We start from the raw sequence: 26,811 nt of genomic DNA on the forward strand, positions 1-26,811 counted from the left end.
AAAATAAGAAATAAAATATAATCGTATGAATACAATCATTCGCACAACACTCTTCGTCCTCCTACTCTCTACGGTTTCAGGAGTCATACGGGCACAGGACGGATTGAGTTGCGCCATCTTATTCCAGAAATATGGCAAGCAGAAAGGTGTGACCATGGTGGAGCTGTCTAAAGACATGTTAGACTCCTATCGCATCAGTCTTTACAAAAGTCTTGTATTTAAAGATGTTACAGAAGAACTTCCTGACATACTCGATTGTCTTGCCAAAGACAAAAAAGGAGGAAACGTAAAAAAGATACAGGAAGTCATCGAAGATGGCAAACTGCTAACAGCTTATTATCAACTGACACCCATTGAAAAAGGAAAAGAGAAACTCAACCGGTTCATCCTCTTTAAGATAGGGAAAAAGCACAGTGCAACCTTCATATATATAGAAGGGGATCTGAACTCCGATGATCTGGTGACACTACTTTTCCAAAAAAGAAACTAAATAATAAAACATATGAAACGAATCATTTTACCCTGCATGTTGCTCCTGTCACTTTCCATCATGGCTCAAGAGACAAGAAAAGAAACAACCGTACAAACAAGTGGCGACTCCATCATCATCCAGAAAGGGGATGGCAACGTTAAAATTAAAGTGTACGAAGAATGTACGAATAACGAAAGGACGAAAGAGGAATTAATTTATGAAGGAGTCTACCTGACACGTGAAAACAGTGATCGAAACACCATATTGGACGCCCTTCCGTTTGCCCCGCGAAGACCCGGATACCGGAATCGTTTCGACCCGCATTCCGGAGGATTATATATCGGTTTTAGCCGAATGTCCAACGATTTTTTCAGTTTTGACTCAGACAATAAGGTATCGCTCGATGCATCCTATTCATGGGAAGTCGGTGCCAACTTATTCACCAGTTACTTGACCCTGTCTCATGACCGTCATTGGGGAATGACTTTTGGGCTCGGTTGGGGCTACCGTTCTTTTCGTCTGGATGGCAACCAAGCCTTTCTCAACATCAACGGAAAGACAGCCATATTTGACGGAGATGAAGAAACTGTCTATAATAAGAGCCGCCTACGATACTTTTACTTCCGCATACCCATCTCTTTTGAATGGCAAACAAGGGTAAACGGACACCGCCCCTTATTCTTTACTGCAGGTCCGGAAGTCGAGATACGTCACGGCATAAAATCCATGGCAAAGGTCAACGGAGAAAAGGAGACATTAGGTAAAGGGATGAACGTACATCCAGTAGGAATCAATCTACTAGCACAAGCCGGTTTTGGAAATCTCGGTTTTTATTTGCGTTACTCTACTTACGGGCTTTTCGAAAAAGGAAAAGGGCCGGATCTATATCCCTTGTCCTTTGGGGCGTGTTGGTATTGGTAATAGTAAAACGACAAAACATGGGAGTGTATAGCGGGGAACGCTAAACGCAAATTACGCGAATCACATAAATCAAGGGAACCGGTGATTCGCTTAATTTGCACAATTCGCGTAACTTTAAATATCAGAAACGGTTTCAGCTTTCATCCATTATGCATCACCAAACTCTTTCTTGACCTGCTTACACCACTCTTTCACTCTCTTATCGGTCAGTTCCGGCTGATTCTCCACATCAATGACCAACCCGCACCATTTACCTCCTCGTAATGCATGAGATTTATCAAATTTATATCCCTCAGGAGAAGTATAACCGACCAACGTTGCTCCGTCTCCTTCGAACACATCAGCCAACAGTCCGATACCATCGGCAAAATTATCAGGATATTTCACTTGGTCGCCCAATCCGAAGATGGCGACTTTCTTTCCTTTCAGGTTCAAAGTCCGGAGTTCGGGCAGTAACTCGTCCCAATAGGTAGGCAACTCTCCGTCAAACCAGGTTGAGGCACCAACAATGATCTTATCATATCCTTCAAAATCATTATTCCAAGCATCTTCTACGGAAACCACCTCGACTGCATCTCCGAATTCTTTCTGTATCTTTTCTGCTACCGAACCAGTCTTATCCGCTTTGGCAGCATATATCAATGCTATCTTTTTCATATACAATAGTACTTTTTATAATTCCAATAATCTCCCATTAATATTCAAGCAACTCCTTTGCAGCAGCATAGATTTTCTCCTCATCCGGCAGAATGGCACGTTCTAGTGCAGGATGGAAGCCGACCGGAGTAAAGGTAGACCCTACCCTGCGTACCGGTGCATCCAAATGACGGAACATTTCCGTTCCGATATTCGCGGCAACTTCTGCGCCAAAACCGGAGAACACCTTATCTTCATGTACCACCAATGCCTTGCTTGTCTTTTTCACGGACTCAAAAATAGTCTCTTTATCCAACGGAATCAGTGAACGGATATCGATCACTTCCACACTCCATCCACCTTCTTTAGCCAACCGTTCGGCTACACTGAGACAGAAGTGGGTCGTATTTCCATAAGTAATCATGGTCAGATCAGTACCTTCACGACGAATACGAGCCTTACCGAAAGGTACTTCAAAATCTTCAGGTACGATGGTGGCAGCATCTACCGAATTATAGAGAGCTTTCGGTTCAAGGAATAAAGTAAAACCTCTGGACCGCATACTGGTACGAAGCAACCCGGCCGCATCATCGGCAAAGGAAGGACAGACAATACGCGCACCGGGAAGTGTGGTCAACGCGCCTTCAATGTTCTGTGAGTGGTAAAGACCACCACCGATATATCCGCCTGAAGCCAGTCGCAAAGTGATATTGGGAACAAACTTACCGTTACTCCGCCAATACTCATGCGTACACTCGACATACTGCTCAATGGCCGGCCAGAAATAATCGGCAAACTCAGCACCTTCTATCACCACATGAATTTTGGGATCGAAACGACACATGCCGTTGGCGGTACCTACAATATAATCCTCGGCAATCGGCGCACTGAAAACACGCGCATCACCGAATTCCTGCTGCATCCCTTTCGTTACGTTAAATACTCCTCCTTTATCCTTATTCGCTACATCCTGCCCCCAGATGAAAGTGTTCGGATCACGTCGGAATTCAGATTTGAGCGTCTCATTGATGGCAGTTACCATAAACGCTTTTTCTCCTTCCACCTGATCGTGTGTACCATCGGGGTATTTCTTCGGTTCGTAAGGCTCAGGCAATACAAAATCGAAAATGCTCTTCGGATCCGGTTCGGGAGCAGCCATTGCCTTGCGGTTGGCTGCAATTAGTTCCTTCTTTGCATCAGCTTCTATCTTTTGAAGTTCTTCTTCGGTCAAACGCTTGTAACGTAACAACATCCGGCGAAACTTCATCAACGGATCGGCATCTTTCACATAGGCTAGTTCGTTCTCGTCCCGGTAAAGTGTATGCTTATCGGAATTGGAATGCGAACCGATACGGACACAGTTGGCATGTACAATCACCGGATTACGGTTGGCGATGGCATACTCGCGCGCTTCCGTCATTGCATTCATCGAATCGAACACATCCTTGCCATTGCAATGGATGATTTTGAGATTCTTAAATCCGGAAAAGTTATCCGCCACTTTACGATTGGCAGTCTGATCTTCTTTAGGAACGGAAATGCCATATCCGTTGTCTTGCCATACAAAGATAACCGGCAACCGTTCAAGGCTGGCACCGTTAACAGCTTCGTAAACGAAGCCTTCAGAAGTAGCCGATTCGCCATGAGAGGTTATCGCCACACCTTTGTGCCCGTAGTAAACCATAGCCCGTCCTACACCAGCTGCGTGGAGGTCATGCGTACCTGTGGCAGAAGATATATTCTCAATGTGCCATTCGGGTTTCGCAAAATGATTGGACATATGTCGTCCAGCACTTCCGGGATCGGTAGCTTTGGAGATACCGTTCAATATCAATTCTTCCACGGTCATCCCCGCAGAAAGCACTGTCAACATGTCCCGGTAATATGGGAAAAGGAAATCTTCCCCCTTGGTAAAGACCTGTCCGATGGCAAGTTGTATGCCGTCATGTCCTGCATACGGAGCATGATACGACCAGCCAAGGGATTGTAACTGATAAGAGGGGGCTTTCTCATCGAGCGCGCGTCCCAAAGACATCAGATAATACCACTTTTTTAGAGTTTCTACGTCTGTGGTTTTTATATCATATTTTTTCATAAACGATGATGTTAGAGCTTCACCTTTATCCTCTCCACAGATTGTGAAGAGGATGAAAAAGGTCGAGCTTGAATTTATTATTATAAACGATGCTATTTTTATTTACTCTGTTCTCCGAGAAAATGGAAGAGCGACTACCCTTCCCAATTCTCGAGATATTCAGCGATAAAGTGCAGGAAGTTTCCTCCCAACGAACCATCCACTACCCGGTGGTCGTAAGACAACGACAAGTACATCTTATGACGGATGGCAATCATGTCTCCCTCGGGAGTCTCGATGACGGCAGGTTTCTTTTCGATGCTTCCTACTCCGAGAATGGCCACTTCCGGTTGATTGATAATCGGAGTACCGAACAACATCTTAAATGATCCGTAATTGGTGATTGTAAACGTACCGCCACTGATTTCATCCGGTGTCAGCTTATTGTCCCGGGCTTTCAAAGCAAGGGAATTGACAGCTAATGCCAGTCCGCTCATATTCAACCGGTCAGCATCGTGGATCACAGGTACGATCAGGTTGCCGTCATTCAGTGAAACGGCAATACCCAGGTTAATGTGTTTTTTGTAGAGGATATTATACCCATCTACAGACACGTTGACCTGCGGATAGGCTACCAATGCTTTGGCAACAGCCTCGGCTATGGCAGGCATATAGGTCAACTTCACACCTTCGCGACGGAAGAATGCGTCTTTGTTTTTGTCACGCCAACGGACAAGTTTGGTAACATCCACTTCCACCACATTGGTCACATGTGGAGATACCTTCTTGGACATCACCATATGGTCGGCAATAATCTTACGAACAAAGTCCATCGGTTTCACTTCAACATCGGAAGTAGAGACCGGAGCAACAGACGGTGCTGTTGTCACAGTTGCAGCAGCCTGTGACGATGCCGGAGCAGCAGGTGCCTCTTTTTTCTGGGTATTTGCAGAAGGCTGCGGAGTCGCAGTTGCTTTTGGAGCAGCCGGTGCGGAAGATGTATTTTTCTTCTTCCCTTCAATATAATCCTTAATATCTTTCTTACTCAACCTGCCTTCATATCCTGTGCCGGGAATAGCATCCAATTCTTCCTTTTGTATACCGGCTCCTTTGGCCAACTGAAGGACAACGGGTGAATACCAACGATCTTCCTCTACTTTGGCAGGCTTTGATTCTTCAACAGGCGAACTTACATTTTCAGCAGGTTTCGTTTCACCCGCTTCTTCCGAGCTTTCACTTTCCCCACCCATATCAACAATGGCAACCACTGTCCCTACAGGAACAGTATCGCCTTCCTTAAATAAAATCTCAAGAATTTTACCGGCCACGGGTGACGGAATCTCCGCACTGACCTTTGCCGTATTTACTTCAAACAAAACTTCATCCTCCTGGATGACATCACCGACTTTCACTGACCATGACATGATAGTGCCTTCGGTTATACTCTCGCCCAACTTGGGCATTTTTATCTCGAATCTTGCCATATTAATTATAAATTTCTTAATTTGTATAGAAAGAACAAGCTACTGAAAGATAAAGTTTTAACTTAAAGTCTTTTTAACCAGTAAATGGACGAGAACTTCGGACATTCATTTATTATAACGTTCAGGAAGAGTAAAAAGGGGGCATTCATTCCTCAGAAGTAGCCGAAGACGATCCAATCCTTTCAAATAATTCTTTCCAGCACAAAATCCGTATTTCATCTTTGTCCGTCATTTTAGATTGATCAGTAGTAAGAATTTATATAATCAATTTGTCAATTTTACATTTTGTTTTTCTAATGCATGATGAGTGGCGTTATTCCGGATAAAGGTACATTCTATCAGAAAAAACGGATTGTAGGACAATCTATCTTTTTCATATTGAAAGAAGAACAGCGAACTAAATCACATGGAGCATGGCAAACCTCCATATATCTTTTCAATCAGCTAAGATAGAAGAATTATAAGTCTCATTCTATCAAAACATGAAGCTTGCTTTAGAAAGTCTAAATAGAAAAAAACGCCCCTTTAAAAAGGGATTTTTTAAGAGAAGCACACCTCTTTTGATAACAAAAAAAGCATTGGATGATGATTATTAATACCTAACCCGTTGGATATGGTTACTTCATACGCTGGATATGATTACTTCACATGATGAATATGGTTACTTGATCCGATAGATATGGCTATTTCAAACGAAAAATAAGGTAATTTCAAGTATAAATCAGCATCATTTTACTCTTCTTAACCATTAGGGTATCCCAATGCGTAGCTATACGGTTCTGCTAAGAAAAGTTGCCCGTCAGCAGAAGAAGAGGAAATAGAACAGACTATCATCCTATTAGCCGTTTCGCCTGACAAATTGATTTTATCAAAAGAGGCTACTGCTTTGCAAAACGTCCGTTTGCTTTCGCTTTTTGAAGCCACTCCGGCACAATCTCCTTCAGGAATTTATCTTTAGCTACCTTTTCAGCAGGAATATCCAAACCGATATATCGCTGCGCCTTTTCCTTTGTTGAAATGTCCGGAAGCTGAACATCCTCCGTATATCCACGTGATTGTAAGACCTTGTTAATAGCCATACGTGCCTGAAATGCCCGGTTCAGCCCATGCCCTAACACACGCATGGTTTCCTGCGGAGCATGAAAAGAACTACCATGAGACGCTACACAAAAATCCCATCGCCATTGTGCCTGGCGGATTAATTTCAACGCTTCCTTCATCTCGTCCTCGTTAGCTCCCTGTTCCCAAGCAAACTTAGCTTCGATATGTGCTTTTACCAATTCATTTTCTAATAGAACGCGCAACTCGTTGGCCTTTTGTTGACGCTCATATACGTTGTTGCAAAGTGCCTCTTTACTATCCCGATGGCAAGTCTGGCAAGTGCGTTCAACCACTGCCAACGGATTCTGAATATGATGATCGCTATACTTCACGCCTCCTTCCTTATCATAGGGCATATGACAATCGGCACAGGAGACACCCCGTTGGGCATGTATGCCCATTCGATAGATTTCATAATCCGGATGTTGAGCTTTCAATAGCGGGGCTCGACTCAACTTATGAATATTGTCGGTAAATTCAGCTTCATCGTAATACTGTTCGATGGCTTCGACCGTCAAACCTTTATCCCAAGGAAAAGTTACGTACTTTTTATCCCCTTTGAAGAAATATTCCGCATGGCATTGGGCGCATACAAGCGAACGCATCTCCTGTGGTGTCGCCCGGGTTATATCTTTGCCTTGACGGAGAAAAGCCTCGACAAGTGCCGGACGACTGATATGTAGTTCCATATTTTCCGGTTCATGGCAGTCGGCACACCCCACCGGATTTACAATCTCACTGCCCCATGCAGACCACTTATTATTATAGAAAGAATCCACACCGATAGTTTCCATCAGACGAGGTACATCGGGGCTTTTACATACCCAGCAACTTGCTGACTGGATGTCCTCAGCGGTACTCATGGGTGCCCCGGTACGCAGGGAATGAACGACATCTTCCAAAGCATACATATGCCCGCGCGGAGTTGAATAGTCTTTTGAAAAAGCACAGCCTGCCCATAAAATGGCCATCTGCGGATGCTGTGCCAATTCATCTATCGCAATATTTCCTTTGAACTCAGTACGATAATCGGTAGCTGTCGTATCCACCCATGTTTGGTATTCACGTGGATAGTTTTCACCAAAGATAGGGCTACGAGACTCTATGCCGGTTATCTCGACCTTTTTGTTGTAAATGACATCCGCTACTTCTGCCTTCCGTTCCATCAAAGATGAAATAATCACTCCCAATACAAAGAGAAGAGTCATTGCTCCTCCGAACAATAACCAGCTTTGCCAAGATTTCAGTTTGTTTTCCATTGTTTGTTTTTCTTTCAATATCTTCCTTTACCGCATCAAATCACATTTGCCAAAGATAAAATAACCGCAAAACGACTCCCTTTCCCTAGTTCGGACTGAACCTCGATACGTCCTGCCAACCGTTCGATAATCACTTTACAAATAGAAAGCCCCAAACCGCTGCCTTGCTCAAATTCATCGGTCTTATAAAAACGGTCAAAAATCATCATAAGTTCTTTTTCATCAATTCCCTTGCCGGTATCTTTTACATAGACACAAACTTCTTGTTGTTCTTTGTCTACCTGGCATCCCAGTACAATCTCCCCATCCTTGGTAAATTTATTGGCATTATTCAAGAAATTAGAAATGACCTGCATGAAACGGAAACGGTCGATACTAACGAAGATAGGGGTAGCCTCATCCATTTCCAAATGAAAATTCAAGGCAGGTTGAATCAATCTCTGGTAGGTCATATAAATCTCCTTGATTATCTCTGTCAAGTCACATTCCTCTATTGCAAAGGACATATTGTCAGAATCCAGACGAGAAATTTCCAGCACATCATTGACAAGTTTCAAGAGTAGTTCGTTGTTGTGATTGACAAGCTCGACCATGCTTGCCCTTTCTTCAGGATCGATCTCTTCTGCACCTTCTCCCAATAATAAATTAGTGAACCCTACGATCGCATTGAGTGGTGTTCGGATCTCATGACTCATGTTATTGAGGAAAGATTGTTTCAATTCTGCTTTCTCGGCTATCTGTTTTGCCAGGATCAGTTGCTGTTCACGTTCCACCTGTTCCTGAATGTTCTGCATGATTCCTGCCAACATTATCTTTCCTTCAGCATCTTTCAGACTGTTGCACCGAAGTTCAAACCATTGGAACTCTTCCGGTTTCCCATTGAATGAGAAACGTACACGCTGTATTTTCATGCCTGACACCTGATGCAGCGTTTCATAAAACGAACGCAACAACGGCATATCCTCCGGATGTGCAAGCTTCAGAATTTCTTCTTTCGTAAACCTCTTTTGTTTCAAGCCTACCAGATGGGTATAATTATCGTCAAACTCAATAATATCATCTTGAATATTCCAAAGCGAAATCTGTCCCCCATCCATAGAAAGACTCAACTTCTTATGAGCATCTTCGAGCATCTGAAGGTTTTTACGTTCTATCAAAGAACGACGATGCGTGCGTAACAAACTGGTCAAAACAAATATGAAAGTGACAACGAACAATGCTCCTAACAGATAAAAGTACCCTCGGTATTGGTCAATATACGGATAGTTAATGATTCGGACATTCTTCGGCACATTGTTGATATCTTCTCCATACTCAGAAAAATAGCTCCAGTCCAATACATATTCTTTCTCCAAATCTCTTATCTTAGGCATACCTACTTTCTCATTATTCAACAGACGTAAAGCAAGACCGGCAACAGCTTTTGCAGAAATCTCATTTGTTGCCATGTAACCACCAACAATCTTTGCTTTCTCCCCAAATCCTTCACGAATACAACTAAAAGACGGAATGTTCAAAGCATTCGCTATCGGAATCGACATCATATCGAATTTATCCAATAAGAATACTTGATTTTCTTGTTCACGCCTCGATCTTTCCAGCATAACCAACAATGAAGCACCCTTTACATACCGGAAAGGACAAAGACAAATAGTAAATTCATCCTTTTTCAAACCATTGTTTGACAAACCGGGCATCAAATTGAAATATTCAATCATTTCCTTTAACCTCTCATATTCAAGTTCTTGCATAAATGCTTTCTGATAACCCAAGATTCTTACATTCCGTCTATCGGCCACTCGGGTGAGCAAATCAAAGGACTTATGTCCCAAAATGGTCATGTCTATGTTATATATAATCTCCAAATTGGTATGTGGGTACAACGTTTGGATAAAATCCATATTACGCTTCAAATCGGGAGTATCACGCAAAACATAAACTTTCATCAAATCATATTCTCCTATTAACTTTTCATCCGGGAAATTTACATTACAAGCTATCAAAGGAAGGGAGGATAATAATTTGTGACGAGTAGATAATAAAGAATAGGTCGCTTGGTCACCTACCGTCAGAATAATATCCACAGATTTATTGTTAAGCAACTCAAGGTATTTTCTGATATGTTCTATTTCTTCTGCTGCATTAAGACGATTACAATCAAGATAGAACCGGTCAAATTCAACTTCAATTCCCAGTTTCCTAAATTCCTGATACAACAGTTCCTCAAAGTTTCCGTTACCTTTTTCGTTTTTAGAAATGGAGTAGACAATGGAGATGCGTTTAACTGCCAAATTATTAGTGACATTCAACTGCTTATAATTTAATCCACTAATAAAAGCAAATAGTAAGATAATAAAAATTAAAGCATATTTACACTTAAAGCAACCTTTCCCCATGTTCATTATTAACATCAAGCAAAAATAGCATAAATTCAGCAAAACAGAACAGTTTAATTTAAATTATTTCCAGTTGTAGGTCAGATACTTGTTTTAAATGTAGGATAATATTCGTTTTTGATAATTTGTGGATGTATATAATGGAAATATTGAGTAGATGGCATTTCAAAAAAGGTGCATCAACTTCACGCTGATACACCTTCATAATTATGATTACAATAAGATAATCAAGTGTTATAACTGACTGATATCTTCAAGAGTAAGTCCCGTATATTTTACTATCGTATCGATCGGCAGACCATCCATCTTCATTTTTTGAGCAATTTCCAGTTGCTTTTGTCTTTCACCTTCTTCTTTTCCCTCTTCTCTTCCTTCAAGTCGGCCTTCAAGCCGGCCTTCAAGTCTACCTTCCAATTTCGCAGAATCCAATACATCATTCTGAATCATGATCGCATTGATATGCTCATCATATGCATGCTTTTCGGCAGCGTCCATATTGTAATATTTCAATTTCTCACGCGCTTCTTCCAAGCCTGGAGCCGTAGCATCAGGTTTAATAATACCTGTTTTAAGATACTGTATCCACTCTTCAAGAGGAGTAGTAGCTACCTTATTGAATTCATTGACTCGAATAAGAAAATAATCCGGAAATATTTCAGCAGGAAGTTTGGGAACAAGAGCATCTTGTTGTTTCGTATTAATCACTAACCGATCATGAGTATGTACACCTATAAAATGGTTCTGTCCATGATAGAGGTAATCATCTCCTCTGCCGATATCAAAGTACAGTATGCTGATGGAATATATTTTTTTCACTTCCTGATAGCTACAGCCCAAACTAATATGCTCGGTGATCGCTTTCGCTACACCATAGAGAATACGTTCCAAATAATACAATTCGCGTGTGTTCTGCACCTCAATGATGACAATTTCACCCTTACTGTTCTTAGCTCTAATGTCAACCCGGTTGAACTTGTCTTCAGCAGAAAGCTGGTTACCTTCACTCTCCAATATTTCTACAATACGGATTTGTTCTCCAATGAGTACGGTAAGAAATCCTTCGAGTACTCCAAAATTGGCTTTATCCCTTAACAGGCGCTTAACTGCCCAATCGAAACGAATATATTGGTCTTTATTCTCCATAACTGCTTCATTACTGATTTACAATGACAAAGTTAAGAATTATCCCGGTATTCTCCAATTAAAGGAAACAATTCATTTCATTTTGTTTGAAAGTTGTGCATGCATAATCCACTCCGGACAAGAATATTTCTGACATTTCAAGTGTTCTATAGCTTCCACATCTTCACGACTAAAATGATAGATCCGGTTTGCCCCCTCTTCGTCATCCAAAAAATAGCGGAATACAAGCCGGGCAAACCTTCTGATATCCTGCTCAGCATCCATATATCGGGAAATGTTAGTGACCGCACTCCGAACAGAAGGTACGGCACGTACTTTACGCCTGTTAGAAAGCATATTATCTATACCTCCTTTTCCTTGGAGTGCAATTTCTAATGCCAAAAGATCCGTATCAAACAGTAGGGTGCAATGATACAAGATACGATTCTTATGTATAAACTGGGCACTCCCCGATATTTTCTCATTACCTATATAAATACCCAAACGTTGGTCTGTATAAGTTGTTAGCCCTACAGCCGTCAGACAATCCACCGTTTGTTGCAGGTAATTTTCAAAATTGGGTTGTGCATCTGTACCTATAAATGTAAGGTTTACATTACCGGAATCATGATACACAGCTCCTCCTCCCGAAAAACGGCGAGCCAGATGAATATGATGTTGCTTAACATACTCCATATTCACCTCCGCCTCTACACTCTGATGTTTGCCGACAACCACCGAAGGAACGGATTGCCAAAGCATAAAGAAATTATCCCCTTTCTGTTTCAGCAAATACTCTTCTGCTGCCAGATTAAAATAAATATCCGTACAACGATTGTCAATACAAAACATTACGCAAAGAGAGTTTCATGGAATATTTCCCCTACTGTAGGATGAGGAAATACGCTTTTCTTAAACTCCTCCACAGTATAACCGTGTTCAATGGCTATACCTGCTATAACAATCAGTTCCGAAGATGGATTTCCCAATAAGTGACAGCCGATAACACAATCATACTCATTTAAAATCAATTTGCAAAGCCCGCTTCCATGTTCATTTTCAGCAACGAACCGTCCCGAATAAGCCATAGGTAGTTTTTGTACATGATAGGAAATACCGGCAGCTGCTAATTCTTCTTCCGTCTTTCCAACTCCAGCCAATTCAGGATTGGTATAAACCACACCAGGAATATAGTTATAATCCATACGATCATCAACACCCAGAATATGGTTGATAGCAACTTCACTCTCACGTATTGCTGTATGTGCAAGCATTGAATATCCGGTAATATCACCACACGCATATACCCGTGGATGTGAAGTTTGCATATGTTCGTCCACTTTCACACCATTGCGCAACAATTCAATATTCAATTTATCCAAACCAACTTGCCCCAAATTCGCTTTTCTTCCAACACTCACCAGAATTTTATCAGCTTCGATGACAGAGGATTTCCCGTCTTTTTCGACTGTTACTCCTTTGTTGCTAACTTCAGTGACCTTCGTATTCAGATAAAATTTAACTCCACGTTTGGCATACTCCGAACGGAGCATCGCACTGGTTTCTTTATCCATTGCACCCAAAATCTCAGGCATCATCTCAATAACATGCACTTGCACTCCCATACTATTGAAAAAAGAAGCAAATTCCATTCCTATCACACCACCACCAATAACGGCAAGCGATTTTGGAAGAGCAACTGATTCCAATGCCTCTTTTGAAGTCCAATAATCAGTATCCGGCAGCCCCTTTATAGGAGGAATCACCGTATCCGACCCGGTACAAACCATCAGATAAGTAACCTCATACGTATCACCATCACAAGCCACCTGTATAAGTCCATTCTTTTCTCCAACAATGACAGCCTCCTTTTCCACAACAGTCACACCGTAAGAATTTACTGTCATCTTCACACCGCCCGTCAGCATCTTAACTGTCTTGTTTTTACGGTTGATAATCTTCTCCATATCAAACATGGGTTCACTGGTCACTGAAATTCCATATTTGGATGCCCCCTTAATATTATCTAGTGTTTTTGCCGAGTATAATAAAGTTTTAGTGGGAATACATCCTTCGTTCAGACAAACTCCACCGATTGCTTTCTTCTCGAACAATATGGTTCTCAACCCGTTTGACCCTGCACGTTCTGCAGCGGTATATCCGGCGGGACCTCCGCCGATGATTGCTATATCAAATTTCATACTTAGATAGTTTTTTAGTGAAATATGTTATAACAACAAATAAAAGAATAACTTGGTTGCTGAAATGATCTTAATGATTGTCTTTGTCAAAAAATAGACAACTTAAAAACATATATAATCAAACAGGTATTTTTCTATGATCAAAGAAATAATCATGCTCAACAAGCAGGCAATCATACAAAGAGAAGTGAACTCAAAAAGTTTTCTTGATCAACTTTTAGAATTCACTTCTCTACGATACATCCTCAAAATGAATTATGGACTCTAGTTTTCAAATAAAGTTCTTCCAAGACATTTTCAAGTTCTATCTTATTGTTTTTTATTCCACAATCTTTTTCACCCCATTAATGATATAGACTCCTCTTTCCAGATGAAGATCAAGCTCGTCAGCTTCAGAAATCTTAACATCTTTGATCAACCGTCCTGACAAATTGTAAACTTTGATTTCACCATTGCCATCGGCATCATAGACGACGTTGTCAATGCCGCTGCATGATGTAAGTTTAACATCCCCAAGATCGACATCTTCTCCGATATAAGAGAAAGTATCCGTTGATGTGGTATATCCTTCCTTGACAATCGTTACATCGTATACATCCTGTACACCGGTCACTTCCATGGTGAATCTACCGGTGGCATCTGTTTCCGCTTCAAATGTCTCGCTACCGTAGGAGACTGTCACCACGGCACCTTCAATTCTTTCGTCTTTGGTGCTGATGACGGTACCCGTCACGTTATATTTTTCTACCGGAGCCCGTTCGACCTCAAGCACAAGGATTGGATTCCAGCCGGTTGCGGCATAGTCCGGTGCCCAGGAGCGCAGTGTGATGCCCTGCAAAATAGTGGCATCGATATCCTCCATGACAGACAAGAACCCGAAATCGGAATCTGTACTCGGTACGGCCGACTCGTAGGCCAGAACGATGTTTTTTCCATCGTACACATACGGTTCAGCCAGTGGGAATTCAAAAACCTTGCCGCATAACTCTGCCGTGACATAGCCCTCTTCGTTCTTCTCTCCAACGACAGGCATGGAATAACCTCCGTCAAAGAATGGTTTTAACTGGTCAAGAGCTATCGGAGATATGTTGCTGTTTTCAAACCCGTTTTGTCCCGCGCTGCCGATCCATCCCTTCAGAGTCCCCGTAACGGGAGCCTCGTTCATGTTGTAACCCAGATAGGAAATCTTCTTCACGATGTCCCCTTTGCGTAATCCCAGCATCTTCCTGGTGTATATCATCTGATTCCGGCTTGAAGTGTAAGCATCCACGGGGCTCAGCACATTCCATATGCTGGCTTGCGTTTTGTCGCCTACTATTACTTCCTCTCCCCGCTGTGGATCATCTCCGACAGGTTCGATCTTGAAATATCCGATGCCCAGGCCGCATTTGTCATAATCATCAAGTATCTTGTCAGCCGTCATATGGACGGAGAAATTGTATTCACCATCGGCAGGTATGTCAACAACCGCCATAGCGGAATCCACTTGTGCATCGATAGTGGAAACATAGCTGAAACTGCCTATTTGTTTCGTCTGCTGTTCCACGGTTTGTCCCGTTCCATAAACAATGTCAAAACTGTTGGCAAAATCCGCTTTGTCAATGTACGATTCCACCGTGACCTTATATCTACCGGAAGTAAGGTTGATGGTCGGGGATATGATCCATGTATTCAGGGTCTTGATGGCATCCTCGTCATAATATACGGCTGAAATACTGAATTTTCCGGAGTAGGAATCAAAGTACCCGTTAAAATTATCATTGTTCTCGTTGAAGCTTGCCCATTGCTGGTTTGCATCATAGTCGTCGAAAGTCGTTTCGAAAGGGGCCGTGAAAGGAGGCCCGGCATAAATGTCGGCCCATCCGGTGGACGGTTCGCCCTCTCCCGCGGCAGTCCTGGGAGTAATCTCGTAGGAATATTTCTGCCAGGAAGGAAGGGGACTGGAATCGATGAACTCGTTTTCTGCAATGTCGGTTGCCACGGTCAGTTCATCCGGCATACGTACCAGTGTGTATCTCAATGTACTTTCATCAAGCACCCCGCCATTTTTAGTAGTGGCAGGCTTTTGCCATGTTATTTTTATTCCTTCCGGAACCAAGTTGAGTACGATACCCTCCACCGGACCCGGAACGTCGAAACCCGTGAATACCGAGACCTTGGCTGAAAGGCCTTTTTCACCGGCAATGCGACAGGGTACTACCACATAGGTGTTGTTTCCTTCCAGGGAACTTTCATCCGTCCATGTCATTTCACCCCCGACGGCAACCCCCTCCTTGATTTCCGTAAGAAGATTTTCATCACCGATACTTTCACGGTACACGCGGATACTGTACAACCCGGTCAGAGCCTCGCCAATGAAGTTTACAGTCGGATTGGTCCATGTCAAAGTGACTTTCTGCGCACCGGCAGGATCAGCTACCGCTTTCAGGTCGGTCACCTCAGTAGCCGAGTTCGCTCCTCCATCGGGAGCTATGAATGGTATGTAGAGACTGACAGCATCAAAGTTTTGGGTATTTGAAGGATCGGAACCCAGCATTACTGATTCTGAAAGTCTGTTGCCTTCCTTCACATCGATGGCATAAGCATACTGCTGGCGCGAGTCGGTCTGCGTATAATAAAGTATTTTCTTGGCATGATCAAACTCCATACTGATGGTATTGTACGTGCCGTTATCATAGATGCCTACATACGGGTCCCACTCGCTGAACACCTGTTTGGCCTCCTTTAAGGTAAAGCTGGAATCGTAGGATGTAAGAACGAGCGCGTTTACTTCCCCATAATCGGAATTGTACGGAACCGTGTTCAGTACATAGAGCGTACCGTCAAAACTGAAATCAATGGCACGTGCTTTCACTCCAAGATCGGCCACTTTGGCATAGGTCCCATCCGTTTTATCGATCTCATAAATGGCAGTCGTACCTTCTTCGCCATTCAATGCGGCATACAGTTTTTCCGTAGCATAGCTATATGCCATATCAAAAAATGCGGGATAATCACTTGAGAGAGATACCACGTCAGTGGTCTGACCGGCCGGCCAATCGACCGTAACCAATTTATACGGCACTCCTTCCTTGGCCAGTAGTCCGTAATAAGTCCCGTTGCAATTGGCACCGCAAGGCATGACTGCCATTGGTTCCGCGCTATCAATATTCCCAATAAAAGTGGTTTCCGCGAAGGTTCCATCGCTGAACACAAAGCTGGGGGCATGCCCGTTCACTCCATGCAGTGTCGCTGCGTAAAACGATACCGCATTTGCCCTGGTTACGCTTGCCGTAGTAAACAGACTCAGGCAAAGCAACAAAAACAATGCTCTTTTTCTGATATTACTTTTCATGATAAATTGTTTTTATGTCATTAAACTAAAACGGAATGGATACTTATTTTTCCAGAAGCTTGATTCCTGTCTGGAAATTGAAAAATTGGGGGATCTTTCCTGTTCCAATATTCCATTGGGACTTATGGCCGGAACGTTGCTTGATCGTTTTCCCTTTCATGGGTTCAATGGCTTTGACAGGTGATGCCCCGGATATTTCGGTCGGGGTGGTAAATCTTAAGACCGTGCATTCCCCCCATGTGCCTTCCCCGTTCTTGGCTGCAGCGATTGCTACACATTCAGTATTAGGATTGATCTGGAAATCGGTCTCCATAGCCTCGTATTGGAACCAGTTGGTCGTTGGCATCGGTGGATCCGTCCGGAGTTCATTTTGTATCTCATTTGAATTTTCGTCATAAACAGCCGCCAGGTAGACGCCTATCCGGTAACAGCTGGACTGGTCGTTGGGAGTGAAAGAGATAAATTGGCTGGGTTTCATTTCACCGTCCCAATCCGTCATCTTGTATTCCCCGAGCTTGACATCCACCGTGGCGGCACCTGCCCCTCCCTTCATGGCCGTTTTCAGCAGGAGGGTATCCACGTCGGCATACGTGCCTTCCGAGTCCCAAGCCTGCACAAAGATTTCATACTCCGTGTTGGGCTCCATCTCATGCCACGTGAAAGAGGAACGTTCCGTTTGATTGGTACCCCATCCCTTGATCATATCCCCAAAATTATGGAAACCCATCATGGCCCCAAATTGCTCGAACTGTTGCAGCATGGTTCCTTTTTCTCCCGCCACGGCCGCATAACCTCCCACATCCCCGTTGGGCACGAACGATGCGGTGAATTCCCGTTGTTTGACATCGTCAATGGTGGTAGCGACTTTCGGATTTCCCACCAACGGTTTTTGGGGAGTCTTAAAGACTGCTCTGGATATGCCGCACGGGATTCCATATTGATCCATGCCGACTGTCATGAGTGAATATTCAGAATTGTTCTCCAAATCCATGCCGGTCAGTTCACCTACCGTGAAATCCTGATAATAAACGTCCTGGCTACTGTCATCTATGTACGAAGCCATAATGGCATCATCGGCAAGCAGGTTGGCCCTGTTCAAAGGCAGACAGGCGAGCTTGAACCCCTGACATTCGGGAGTACGTAGAATCTCCACTTTTACCACGTCCAAAGTGACGTCCAGTATCTTCACGTCAGCGGCTACACGGCCTTCCACCCGGGCAAAGGTAATGCTGTCTATTCTTTCCGTCAGAAATCCCTTTATATTTTTGGAGGACTCGTGGACAATCATGCGGTTGGCATTTTCTTGGGAGTAGCTTGAAAGGCAGAACAATGCAGCCGCGCAGAGGCTTAATATTTTTCTCATAATTTTCTGAATTTAAATGACCGGTCGTTGACCTTAAGAATATAGAGGCCTTGCGGCAAGGAAGATACCGGGATAGGAGCCCCGCGCCATTCCTTTTGGGCGTGGAAGGGCTGTCCGGTAATCGAGTAGATGGCTATGTCCGCCTTTTCCTCGGCATCCCATCCGGCCATATTGAGGTAGTCCACGACCGGGTTGGGATATACAAACAGGTCGGGAACGGCTTTGTGGTCCGCCATGCCGACACCGGTTAAGGAAAGTTCTATCCGGTTGACGTCCCGGTATGCCTGGGTGCAAAGCGTCTGCCCCTGCCGACCGACAAAGGCAAGCCCGGTATCGGAAAAAGTCACCTTTCCGATCTCGGAAAGGGACGTCTCCCAAGGTGCATCCCCGCTATTGGACGGGTACAGGACAAGCAAGTCCTGTGCGTGGAGCATGCAGCCCCCCGCAATGATGCACGTCAGTGCCGTGAGAAATCGTTTCTTATTCATAAGTGAGAATTTAAGTTGATAATAAGTAGATACTGCCATATTTGTGGAAAGACAGACCCTTTGCTTATGCCTTGGATGGCGCCAAGGCATAAGTAATTAACATACGAGTCGTCCACAAGACATTTAATAAACAACTTTCGTCATTTTAGCGCCGACCTTCACAATATATGCCCCACGGGCCGGAAGGTCAACACAGATTCCTCCATTACCGGAATCATCCGAACAGATCAACGACCCGCCTACACTATAAACCTCAATAGGAGAGGCGGAAGGGTTCAGCACATTCAGTTTGCCATCCGTTACCTTCACCTCAATATTTTCCTGCATATGTGGAATGACAGAGGTGGCCGTACCCACTTTTTCCAACGTGGAGAATGCGCTTTCCTTACGCAATGCCGTACCGTCGGCATTGCCCTTGCTTTTTACGGCGCTCACCTTGTGGAAAATGTCACAGTGGGCCGTCCTGCCGGGAAGCCTGACTTCAAGTTGGTTGGTGTCGCAATAACGCTTGAAGGTGAAGGGGTCGAGCAATGATTCGCCCCGCCTGTAATTCTGAGTGATTTTCAGATCGTCTATATACAGGTTGCCGGGAGCCTTTACTGCATATATGCCGATGACGGAACGGGATGTCCCCTTGGCGAGGGACACGTTGAACGTGGCCCATTCGTCTTTGATCCCTTCGGGGTAGACAAGCTCCGCCTGGACAAAATCACCCGCCTCCTCATCATAATTGAACAGGGCGACCGCTGCTTCCGTCTGGAGTTCATAAGGGACACCGTCATAATCCTTTTCCATGACATATTCCCCGTAAAGTTTTACACTCAGTTTTATTTTACCGCCATCTTTCGATAAATCAAGTTCAGGAGAGAGCAGACCAGCGTCATGCCCACCCACGTAATAGTGCCAACCGTCAACGCAGACGTAGTTGGTGTAAGGAGCGGTGTTAAGCCCCGTCCAGCCTCCCTGTTTCAAGTCGGTAAAAGACATGTTTTCGTAACATTCATAAGGAGGGTCTTCCAGTGTCCAGCCGGTCTCGTTTCCTTCAGGATCTTTCACGCCGGTGAAGTCCTCGTCGGTTATCACGAATTCACCGTCGCTTGCAGCTATTCGTTCACAATACGCCCAATAGTTGTACACGTCCGCTGTGGGCACTTCGTCCCAGTTTGCAGTGTAAGTACCATCCACGATTCCACTTACCGGCTTCAAGACAGGAGCTTCAAGGTCAAAAACCTCCACGGCATTTGTCGGGATGGATACATGTTCGCCTTTGACGGAACGCACGGCATAGTAATAGGTAGCGCCCGATTCCACGTCGGTCACCGTATGGGAAGTCTTTTCCACCCGTTGGTTCTCCAATATGTAACTGATATCTTTTGTCGCTTCATCATAAGAATAGACATCGAGCAGGTAGGCCTCGGCACCTTCCACCGCCTTCCAGTTGGCATCGAAGCTGGTTCCTTTATAATTACTATGGGGCAATGTGACCGGTGTTGCCACATGTTGGTCGATCTGGAATACTTTGATGTCATCGAGGTATACCGGTTGGGAGAACTCCTCATCCTCTCTGGAAAGTTGTTCGTAGATGTTGAAGATGGTAGTCTTGCCACCACCATAGAACATGACCTCGTATGTTTGCCATTGGTCGGTGACATCGGGACAGACAGTACCACCGAGAAAATCCCATGTGGGCGACATGTCGTAGGTCTCTGCCGCTTCCACGTGCAGGTCGTGACAAGTTCCGGACAAGGTGCGCGCCTTGAATTGCAGGAATACGATCCCGCCATATCCAGAGACATCGACTCTAGGAGTATTGATATGGGCATACCCGGTACTCTCCGTCGCATCGAAATAGGCCGTGCCGCCTGCCGGATATACGTTCTCGGCTCCCCATCCCGCAAGGGTCGTATAGGCAGGATCCAGGCTTGTCCAGGGATATTCCGGTTGAGCCAGACGAATGTTGGTCGAATAATCGGGAGATTCCAAAGTCCCGGTGGAGAACTTGGAGAAATCCTCGTTCATGATTACCACTTCCGTTCCATAGTCACCCGGTACTTTTGCCGGATTCTCTTCCGGGAGTACACGGATCTGACATTGGGGTAACTTGTCTTCAAGATCAAAAATTGAACAACCCTTCTTCATGGCCCGGTTGTTGTCATTCGATCGATTAGAAACGATTCCGATTTGTGAATCACACTTCGAGAAGGAAAAAGAGAATGGTTGTTGTGCAAACGCACTGATTGCCATGCCCGCAAATAGAATCAAAATTGTATTTCTTTTATTCATGATATTACGGTCTTAAAATAGTGGCAGATGATAAGAGCCTGATTAAACCTTTATGAAGAAATTTATGAAGAAAATCTAAACAGGCTCTTATTATTAATTGAATTGTTTATTCAAGAGGAAACATTCTTTTGACATATTCAACAATGAACGTTTCCCTCATTTCGGTACACAGCCTTTATTTGATGACTAATTTGATTACAGCATGTGTATCACCATAACGGGCACTGATCAGGTATATACCGTTTTGTAACCCAGAAACAGGTATTTCCGTTACATTGTTTCCATGGTAGTACTCCACACCTGCAACATTCAGCAACTTCACTTCGTCACAAAGGTTACTTAAAGATACTTTGTCACCTTGTTGTATAGCATGAAGTTTAAACGATGTCTGATGTTGTATCCCTGTTTCACCATCTCTATAAGCCAGTCTGGTGTAAGGTATAACATCACATACTCCTACTTTTCCAGGGTCTGTGACTCCTTCTTCGTATGCTTGGTCTCTTCTATAATTACGTGCGCGCAAAGGATGATCAGGATCTTCGAAAATCTCCCAGTAAGGATTACCTTCTGCTAAAGGCTGCAAAGGTCGTACAGCTTTGACACATATGTTTTTGCCTGTATACTCAAATGCTTGGTCGAACATGCAATCTATATCAAATTGCTCATTCTCTTCACCATTTACATCGATTGTTCCTTCATATACCAGAGTAAATCCGGCATCCGGTAAAAATCCGTTTTCCAATGCATCCGCATCTGTATTTTGAATGTAAATCTGTACGGGAATGTCAACCATATTCTCGCATTCACTTGAACCCACATATGAATATCCAATACCTACTAACTTACTTTTATCTTTTATGTTCAGTTCATCTTTATAATAGATAGTCTGAGTTTGACTATATTTGTAAAGTACATAGAATGGACTTGCGAACCCCTGTTCACCCTTTTTACCTATGGAAGTCCACATATCTGCGTTTTCGTCTTGTACAGTCACTGCAATTTTTTGGCTACTGACATTATCTAACGGGAAAGTATCACCGTTTAAATCTATCACTCCTTGCACATTGAAAGTCCCTTTTTCCAAAGGAATCCAGGTGACTTCCATTTGTATAGTATCACCCGGTTCGATAGCGGTTCCCTGAGCTTCTGCAAGTACCCCGTTAGTGTCTGAATCGATTAATTGCAATTTGAAATTCTCCTGTTTAGCTTTACCCTCGTTTACTACCCGCATTTTATAAATGAATGGTTTATTCTGATTAACAAGTTCATTGCCTGTTAATTCTATTACACTCAAATCGATATTGCTGTATTCACGGATTGAAATATTTTTTAGCTTAAGCATCCATTGTTCCGGATCAGAAATACAGTGGAAAGCCACTACATACGAGTCATCATCAGGGACAGTCATAACAGATCTTCCACGTGTCATCATAGGATTAAACAAATTCTCATACAATGATATTTGATTTGTCATAGATTCGGGAGTTGCACTTTTTCCCCATACCACTTCAAACTTTTCAAAATAATTTTTATCTCCACCAGTCTGATATTCGTAATCTATCCTGTATTCTGTATTTTTTTTCATATTTAATGGAGGAGTTGCCAAATAATCGTTTGCAGCATTTCCATTATACTCATATAATGCAGTTTGGCTTGAATAAGTCCATTTATTGCCATCGTGATTGGCATCGACATTCTGCCAGCGATTAAAATCTTCTACTGTAGACAACGAAGATACAAACGGAACGTCTAAAGCCGGGCCGTAAGATACTATGTTAGAAACAGCTTGCTCGCCATCACCTTCAGGATTGGATGCAGTTACAATGTAATAATAACCTTCCAGTTTATCTACCGTATCCTCAAATGTCGTTTCCTTCAGACCAGTTTTCATAGTTTTGTTATCGGGCATACGAACGATTGTGTACGTTATGGTAGCAGCATCAAACCAACCACCATTCTTTCCTACCGTAGGTGCTTTCCAAGTTAAAGTACCTTTGCAACCTTCTGCAGTCAATGATAAATCTTTTACTCTCCCGGGAATATCACGACCAATAAACAGAGTTCTTTCTTTATATAGTCCGTCTCCGGCTTGATTGTAAGTTTGTACTCTATAGGTATGAATGCCCGAAGGAATATTTTTTTCTTCCCATGAAGTTTCCCCATTAGTCAAGGTAGCTTTTAACTCTCCATCACGATAGATTTTTACTCCCTGTAATTCACTGAGAGGTTGCAGTTGATAATTTTTTGTAGGATTACTCCATGTCAAATTAGCCGTTTGAATTCCCTGCTCTCCTGAAATAACTTTCAAATTTCGAGCGAAAGATGGGGCATTATCTGCTACTTTCTGATAAGGTATAGCCATCGCCACAAGCTGAGCTTGCCCTGGAATAGATTGTTCATTAATCAATCTACCTGTATTAATATCTACTTCACCAAACCATTCTCCTGAGTAAAACCCTTCTCCTGCCCACCAAAGTTTATGCGTAGTATGATCAAATTCCATCGTTTGGGAATAGCTAATTGCTTTCCCAAAACCGGAACCGATCTTCTCGTATTCAATTTCTTCTTTACCAGCATCTATTTTACTTATATCCATCTTATATAAGCAAGCTGTCGTATTTTCGGGATCTAAATTGTCTTGATTTGCAATCCCATATAAATACCCGTTGTCAGCGGATAACGTGAATAGATATTTATCAACCAGCCCTTTGTATTCAGGAAATCCAGTGCCATCTTCTTTAATATCAATTTCGTATATGATAGAAGAACTTAAATCTTCATCCGAGACCCGACCAATTGCATAGATTTTATCTGTATAAGGATCATAAGTCATATCTGCCAATAAAGTTTCAAAACCTAACTCATTGTAATTAAACATAAGTTCAAACAGTCCGGTTTCAAGATCAAGTTTACCTAAACCTACAGATACATACATGCTTCCACCACCATATATCCTGTAAAGATATCCCCAATATTCATCTCCGACCATTGTTCCTGCGCACATAGCATAATCCCCATCAGAACCTCCATAATCTTTCAACATGCGCATACTGGAAATGTCATTGGTAACAAAATTCACCACTCCTCTCGTACGATAATTCAGATTAAATACCGTGAAAGCAAATACTTCAGCTTGATCATCTGGAATATTAGTAATATTTTTCTGTATGGATTTCAAAATAAAATCCTTCCCCAAATTGATAAATTTTGGATATTCCTTTTTAGTGGCCGTATCCATTCTTTTCAAATTCATTACATTCTGTTTGTCACGAGGCATTACACTTTGTTGTGTTTGAGCCACTCCATAGACAAAAGACATGAGCCAAATTACGACTGTAGATAGTACCCATTTCTTCATAATAATTAATTTTAAAGGTAAATAAAATATTAAGGTATACTTAGAGTCCACTTGAAGATGTTTACTTTTTCCAGAATTACTTCCACATAAAATGTTCTATAAGGATGCCTATTTTTGCAAGAAAACTTCTTAAGCGGACTCATTAGTCAATTATTTAAGCAATAGTTTAAAAGTTTTTTGTCCGTTACCGGCCAAAACTTTTACGAGATAAACGCCTCCTTCAGAGAATTCAATATTATTTTTATTCGGACTTACTGTAGCGATAAGTGTTCCATAAGGAGTGTAAATTTCTGCATATTCATAATCTCCATTAATGTAAACTCTTTTACCTTCTACATAGCAGCTGACATTAATTGGTATTTGAATTTCTGATATAGAGGCTAGAGAGCTTGGCAAATCCTTCAAAGGCACAGATCTGACATTGCATACTTCCATTGTATTGAAAATATGATCCTCATAGCTACTTACGAAAGCTACAACATTCATATGTGAAAGATCGGTATTCGTAAACCCGATCATCTCAGGGACTACATATGTATATTCCACATGATAAGTTCCATCAGCGGAAACTGTCAGTTCGTCTCCCATCACATTTTTTGTCAAAGCAGCTCTCATTACATCATTGTGACAATAATCACTTCCGGAGATACTTTGTGGTGCAATAATACTATCTTGCGTTATAAATAGGTTTATTTTTAAGTTTGGAATTTCTTTAGCTACCACTCCATCAATTTTAACAGACAATTTACGAGTTTTTTCATCAAACGTACTTTCCTTCAAATCAATATCGACAAAAGCAGGCGTGTCCAGTCTGTCCTGAATCATTTCTTGCGAAATGACATTAACAGGATCAAAAGCAGGAGAATAAGGTGACTCACCAAAAAGATTTGTTCTATCCAATAATACATATAAAACTTCCGATACATCGAAAGCATTTGCCACTATATTATGTGCATCGACTCCTAAAGTAGCCCCTGAGAAAGAGGCATCAAACGGATAATAAGACACTTGTGCTATTCTCCTTCCAAAGTTTTCCGCAGCTAACATAACACGATAATCACATATGCAAGCATATATAGAACCTTGACCTGTGAATCTTTCTAACAATGGAGTTCGTGCAAAACATTTCTCATAGATATCCGTACTTCCAGATTCCCTGTTGTTGTTTGCCACTTCATCTGCAACTCCTCCGTTCATGCTAACCACTTTCCAGGTATATTCTTTTTCTCCTTCTTTTGAGAAAGTTGTCTCGTAAGCATAATTGTATGCATCACCAGCCGGAAGGAATATATCAGATATTTCAAGCTCTTGCTTATCACCGTCCAAGTCGCATTCAATTTTAAAATCAGTGACAGGCTGTACTCCTAAGTTACGAACCAGAACGCTACAAGTTACTTTTTCTGAAATAGAAGCATAAGCTGGTAAATTTACTTTTTCAATGGCTAAATCGTATTGAGGAGTTTTTTTTGAATAATCTCCCCCACTCATCATTGCCTGTACGCCAACAGCACAGTTACTTCCATAGTAACTACCTAAAAACAGATGTACCCATCCACCTTTCAAACAGGCCCAATCTGCATTTAAATTTCTTTCATCCGTGTCTTCCAAACAAAAGCGTCTGTCTGTTCCCCAAAAAGTGACACCTACAAATATCTTTTTATCTATATTTTCACAATCAAAAGGATGATCCAATGAAATATAATTCCAGCCGGGAATCGTTTCCTGCAATTCTTGTACCAGTAACGGGGCTTTTCCCAACGTATTGGTAATCCATATTTTTCCTTTGTTTATCGGAAACTCTGGAAGAGCAACACGAATCGCATGAATGAGGTTCCCATTTTCTTTTAGTAGTTCAGGCGAAAGCGCAATAGCATATGAAATACTATCAGCCAATTGATCGGGAGTGGGGGCATAATACTCCAACTCATCTTGTGTACCTTCACAATAACCCACAAACGCAGCGCCATTCTGACCTTCTTTCTCACTACCGTTGCTACGTATAGCGAAAGCGTTCAAACTCCAAGACATACAGCTCAAGAGTGCAATACAAAGTAATTTTCCTTTCATACATTTAAGGGATTTAAAATACATATAAGAGATTAAAAAAGAGACCAATTATACTCTACATTTAGTGCGAACTTCTACTTTATCGACACAAAAGCATAAACAAGCCTATCAAAATTATTTTCATTGATTTATGATCTTGCTAAGCCATTACTGATAATTTTTTTTCCTTTGTTTTTATTCTAAATCGTGCATATGTCTGATTCAAAAAAGATAAAATAAACACTACACAAGATGCGAGTAATAAATTTGTTT

Annotated in this window: 16 protein-coding genes; 2 read left to right on the forward strand and 14 right to left on the reverse strand. The window is 42.5% G+C overall.

Annotation, left to right across the window (positions count from 1 at the left end):
- Window positions 1–25: 25 nt before the first annotated feature.
- Both H8744_RS17435 and H8744_RS17440 read left to right on the forward strand, forming a co-directional pair.
- Window positions 26–490, forward strand: coding sequence for a DUF6108 family protein (locus H8744_RS17435; protein WP_262436065.1), 465 nt, complete (start codon window positions 26–28; stop codon window positions 488–490).
- A 12-nt stretch (window positions 491–502) separates the two neighbouring features.
- Window positions 503–1,393 (forward strand): hypothetical protein, encoded by an 891-nt coding sequence (locus tag H8744_RS17440; protein ID WP_262436066.1) that lies wholly within the window; start codon window positions 503–505, stop codon window positions 1,391–1,393.
- Between the two features lie 147 nt (window positions 1,394–1,540).
- Here H8744_RS17440 and H8744_RS17445 read toward each other — a convergent pair whose 3' ends face one another.
- The 14 genes from H8744_RS17445 to H8744_RS17510 form a co-directional block, all read right to left on the reverse strand.
- The gene (locus H8744_RS17445) at window positions 1,541–2,050 is read right to left on the reverse strand and encodes a flavodoxin (RefSeq protein WP_262436067.1); all 510 of its coding nucleotides are present in this window, start codon (window positions 2,048–2,050) and stop codon (window positions 1,541–1,543) included.
- A gap of 37 nt (window positions 2,051–2,087) precedes the next feature.
- Window positions 2,088–4,124 (reverse strand): alpha-ketoacid dehydrogenase subunit alpha/beta, encoded by a 2,037-nt coding sequence (locus H8744_RS17450; protein ID WP_262436068.1) that lies wholly within the window; start codon window positions 4,122–4,124, stop codon window positions 2,088–2,090.
- A gap of 134 nt (window positions 4,125–4,258) precedes the next feature.
- The gene (locus H8744_RS17455; RefSeq protein ID WP_262436069.1) at window positions 4,259–5,587 is read right to left on the reverse strand and encodes a dihydrolipoamide acetyltransferase family protein; all 1,329 of its coding nucleotides are present in this window, start codon (window positions 5,585–5,587) and stop codon (window positions 4,259–4,261) included.
- Window positions 5,588–6,465: 878 nt separating this feature from the next.
- The gene (gene nrfA, locus H8744_RS17460) at window positions 6,466–7,947 is read right to left on the reverse strand and encodes an ammonia-forming cytochrome c nitrite reductase (RefSeq protein WP_262436070.1); all 1,482 of its coding nucleotides are present in this window, start codon (window positions 7,945–7,947) and stop codon (window positions 6,466–6,468) included.
- A gap of 35 nt (window positions 7,948–7,982) precedes the next feature.
- On the reverse strand, window positions 7,983–10,343 hold the full coding sequence (locus H8744_RS17465; RefSeq protein WP_305067399.1) for a sensor histidine kinase: 2,361 nt from the start codon (window positions 10,341–10,343) through the stop codon (window positions 7,983–7,985).
- A 234-nt stretch (window positions 10,344–10,577) separates the two neighbouring features.
- Window positions 10,578–11,486 carry an Rpn family recombination-promoting nuclease/putative transposase gene (locus H8744_RS17470; RefSeq protein WP_262436072.1) on the reverse strand — a complete coding sequence of 303 codons (909 nt, stop codon included), beginning with the start codon at window positions 11,484–11,486 and terminating at the stop codon, window positions 10,578–10,580.
- Window positions 11,487–11,558: 72 nt separating this feature from the next.
- Entirely contained in the window at window positions 11,559–12,317 is a 759-nt protein-coding gene (locus tag H8744_RS17475) for a lipoate--protein ligase family protein (protein WP_262436073.1), read from the reverse strand.
- Entirely contained in the window at window positions 12,317–13,666 is a 1,350-nt protein-coding gene (lpdA, locus tag H8744_RS17480) for a dihydrolipoyl dehydrogenase (RefSeq protein ID WP_262436074.1), read from the reverse strand. The genes H8744_RS17475 and lpdA overlap by 1 nt, the downstream gene beginning before the upstream one ends.
- Window positions 13,667–13,985: 319 nt before the next feature.
- Complete coding sequence (locus tag H8744_RS17485) at window positions 13,986–17,000, reverse strand: carboxypeptidase regulatory-like domain-containing protein (protein WP_262436075.1); 3,015 nt, start codon at window positions 16,998–17,000, stop codon at window positions 13,986–13,988.
- Between the two features lie 43 nt (window positions 17,001–17,043).
- Window positions 17,044–18,363 (reverse strand): hypothetical protein, encoded by a 1,320-nt coding sequence (locus H8744_RS17490; RefSeq protein WP_262436076.1) that lies wholly within the window; start codon window positions 18,361–18,363, stop codon window positions 17,044–17,046.
- Window positions 18,360–18,599: a T9SS type A sorting domain-containing protein gene (locus H8744_RS17495; RefSeq protein WP_262436077.1), complete on the reverse strand. Its 240-nt coding sequence runs from the start codon at window positions 18,597–18,599 to the stop codon at window positions 18,360–18,362. Before H8744_RS17495 ends, H8744_RS17490 begins: the two co-directional genes overlap by 4 nt.
- A gap of 375 nt (window positions 18,600–18,974) precedes the next feature.
- Entirely contained in the window at window positions 18,975–21,134 is a 2,160-nt protein-coding gene (locus tag H8744_RS17500) for a fibronectin type III domain-containing protein (RefSeq protein ID WP_262436078.1), read from the reverse strand.
- A gap of 175 nt (window positions 21,135–21,309) precedes the next feature.
- A complete protein-coding gene (locus H8744_RS17505) occupies window positions 21,310–24,492 on the reverse strand; it encodes a choice-of-anchor J domain-containing protein (RefSeq protein ID WP_262436079.1) in 3,183 nt (1,060 codons plus the stop codon).
- A gap of 150 nt (window positions 24,493–24,642) precedes the next feature.
- The gene (locus H8744_RS17510) at window positions 24,643–26,559 is read right to left on the reverse strand and encodes an Omp28-related outer membrane protein (RefSeq protein ID WP_262436080.1); all 1,917 of its coding nucleotides are present in this window, start codon (window positions 26,557–26,559) and stop codon (window positions 24,643–24,645) included.
- Window positions 26,560–26,811 lie beyond the last annotated feature (252 nt).

Origin of the sequence: Jilunia laotingensis, assembly GCF_014385165.1 — a bacterium.
GTDB classification, from domain to species: Bacteria; Bacteroidota; Bacteroidia; order Bacteroidales; family Bacteroidaceae; genus Bacteroides; species Bacteroides laotingensis.

Bases quoted from the DNA above. Each gene is read 5' to 3' on its own strand.
- H8744_RS17510 (WP_262436080.1), bottom strand. From the start codon at position 26,559: ATGAAAGGAAAATTACTTTGTATTGCACTCTTGAGCTGTATGTCTTGG.
- H8744_RS17440 (WP_262436066.1), top strand. From the start codon at position 503: ATGAAACGAATCATTTTACCCTGCATGTTGCTCCTGTCACTTTCCATC.
- H8744_RS17470 (WP_262436072.1), bottom strand. From the start codon at position 11,486: ATGGAGAATAAAGACCAATATATTCGTTTCGATTGGGCAGTTAAGCGC.
- H8744_RS17445 (WP_262436067.1), bottom strand. From the start codon at position 2,050: ATGAAAAAGATAGCATTGATATATGCTGCCAAAGCGGATAAGACTGGT.
- nrfA (WP_262436070.1), bottom strand. From the start codon at position 7,947: ATGGAAAACAAACTGAAATCTTGGCAAAGCTGGTTATTGTTCGGAGGA.
- H8744_RS17450 (WP_262436068.1), bottom strand. From the start codon at position 4,124: ATGAAAAAATATGATATAAAAACCACAGACGTAGAAACTCTAAAAAAG.
- lpdA (WP_262436074.1), bottom strand. From the start codon at position 13,666: ATGAAATTTGATATAGCAATCATCGGCGGAGGTCCCGCCGGATATACC.
- H8744_RS17435 (WP_262436065.1), top strand. From the start codon at position 26: ATGAATACAATCATTCGCACAACACTCTTCGTCCTCCTACTCTCTACG.
- H8744_RS17505 (WP_262436079.1), bottom strand. From the start codon at position 24,492: ATGAAGAAATGGGTACTATCTACAGTCGTAATTTGGCTCATGTCTTTT.
- H8744_RS17500 (WP_262436078.1), bottom strand. From the start codon at position 21,134: ATGAATAAAAGAAATACAATTTTGATTCTATTTGCGGGCATGGCAATC.
- H8744_RS17490 (WP_262436076.1), bottom strand. From the start codon at position 18,363: ATGAGAAAAATATTAAGCCTCTGCGCGGCTGCATTGTTCTGCCTTTCA.
- H8744_RS17475 (WP_262436073.1), bottom strand. From the start codon at position 12,317: ATGTTTTGTATTGACAATCGTTGTACGGATATTTATTTTAATCTGGCA.
- H8744_RS17485 (WP_262436075.1), bottom strand. From the start codon at position 17,000: ATGAAAAGTAATATCAGAAAAAGAGCATTGTTTTTGTTGCTTTGCCTG.
- H8744_RS17455 (WP_262436069.1), bottom strand. From the start codon at position 5,587: ATGGCAAGATTCGAGATAAAAATGCCCAAGTTGGGCGAGAGTATAACC.
- H8744_RS17465 (WP_305067399.1), bottom strand. From the start codon at position 10,343: ATGGGGAAAGGTTGCTTTAAGTGTAAATATGCTTTAATTTTTATTATC.
- H8744_RS17495 (WP_262436077.1), bottom strand. From the start codon at position 18,599: ATGGCGGACCACAAAGCCGTTCCCGACCTGTTTGTATATCCCAACCCG.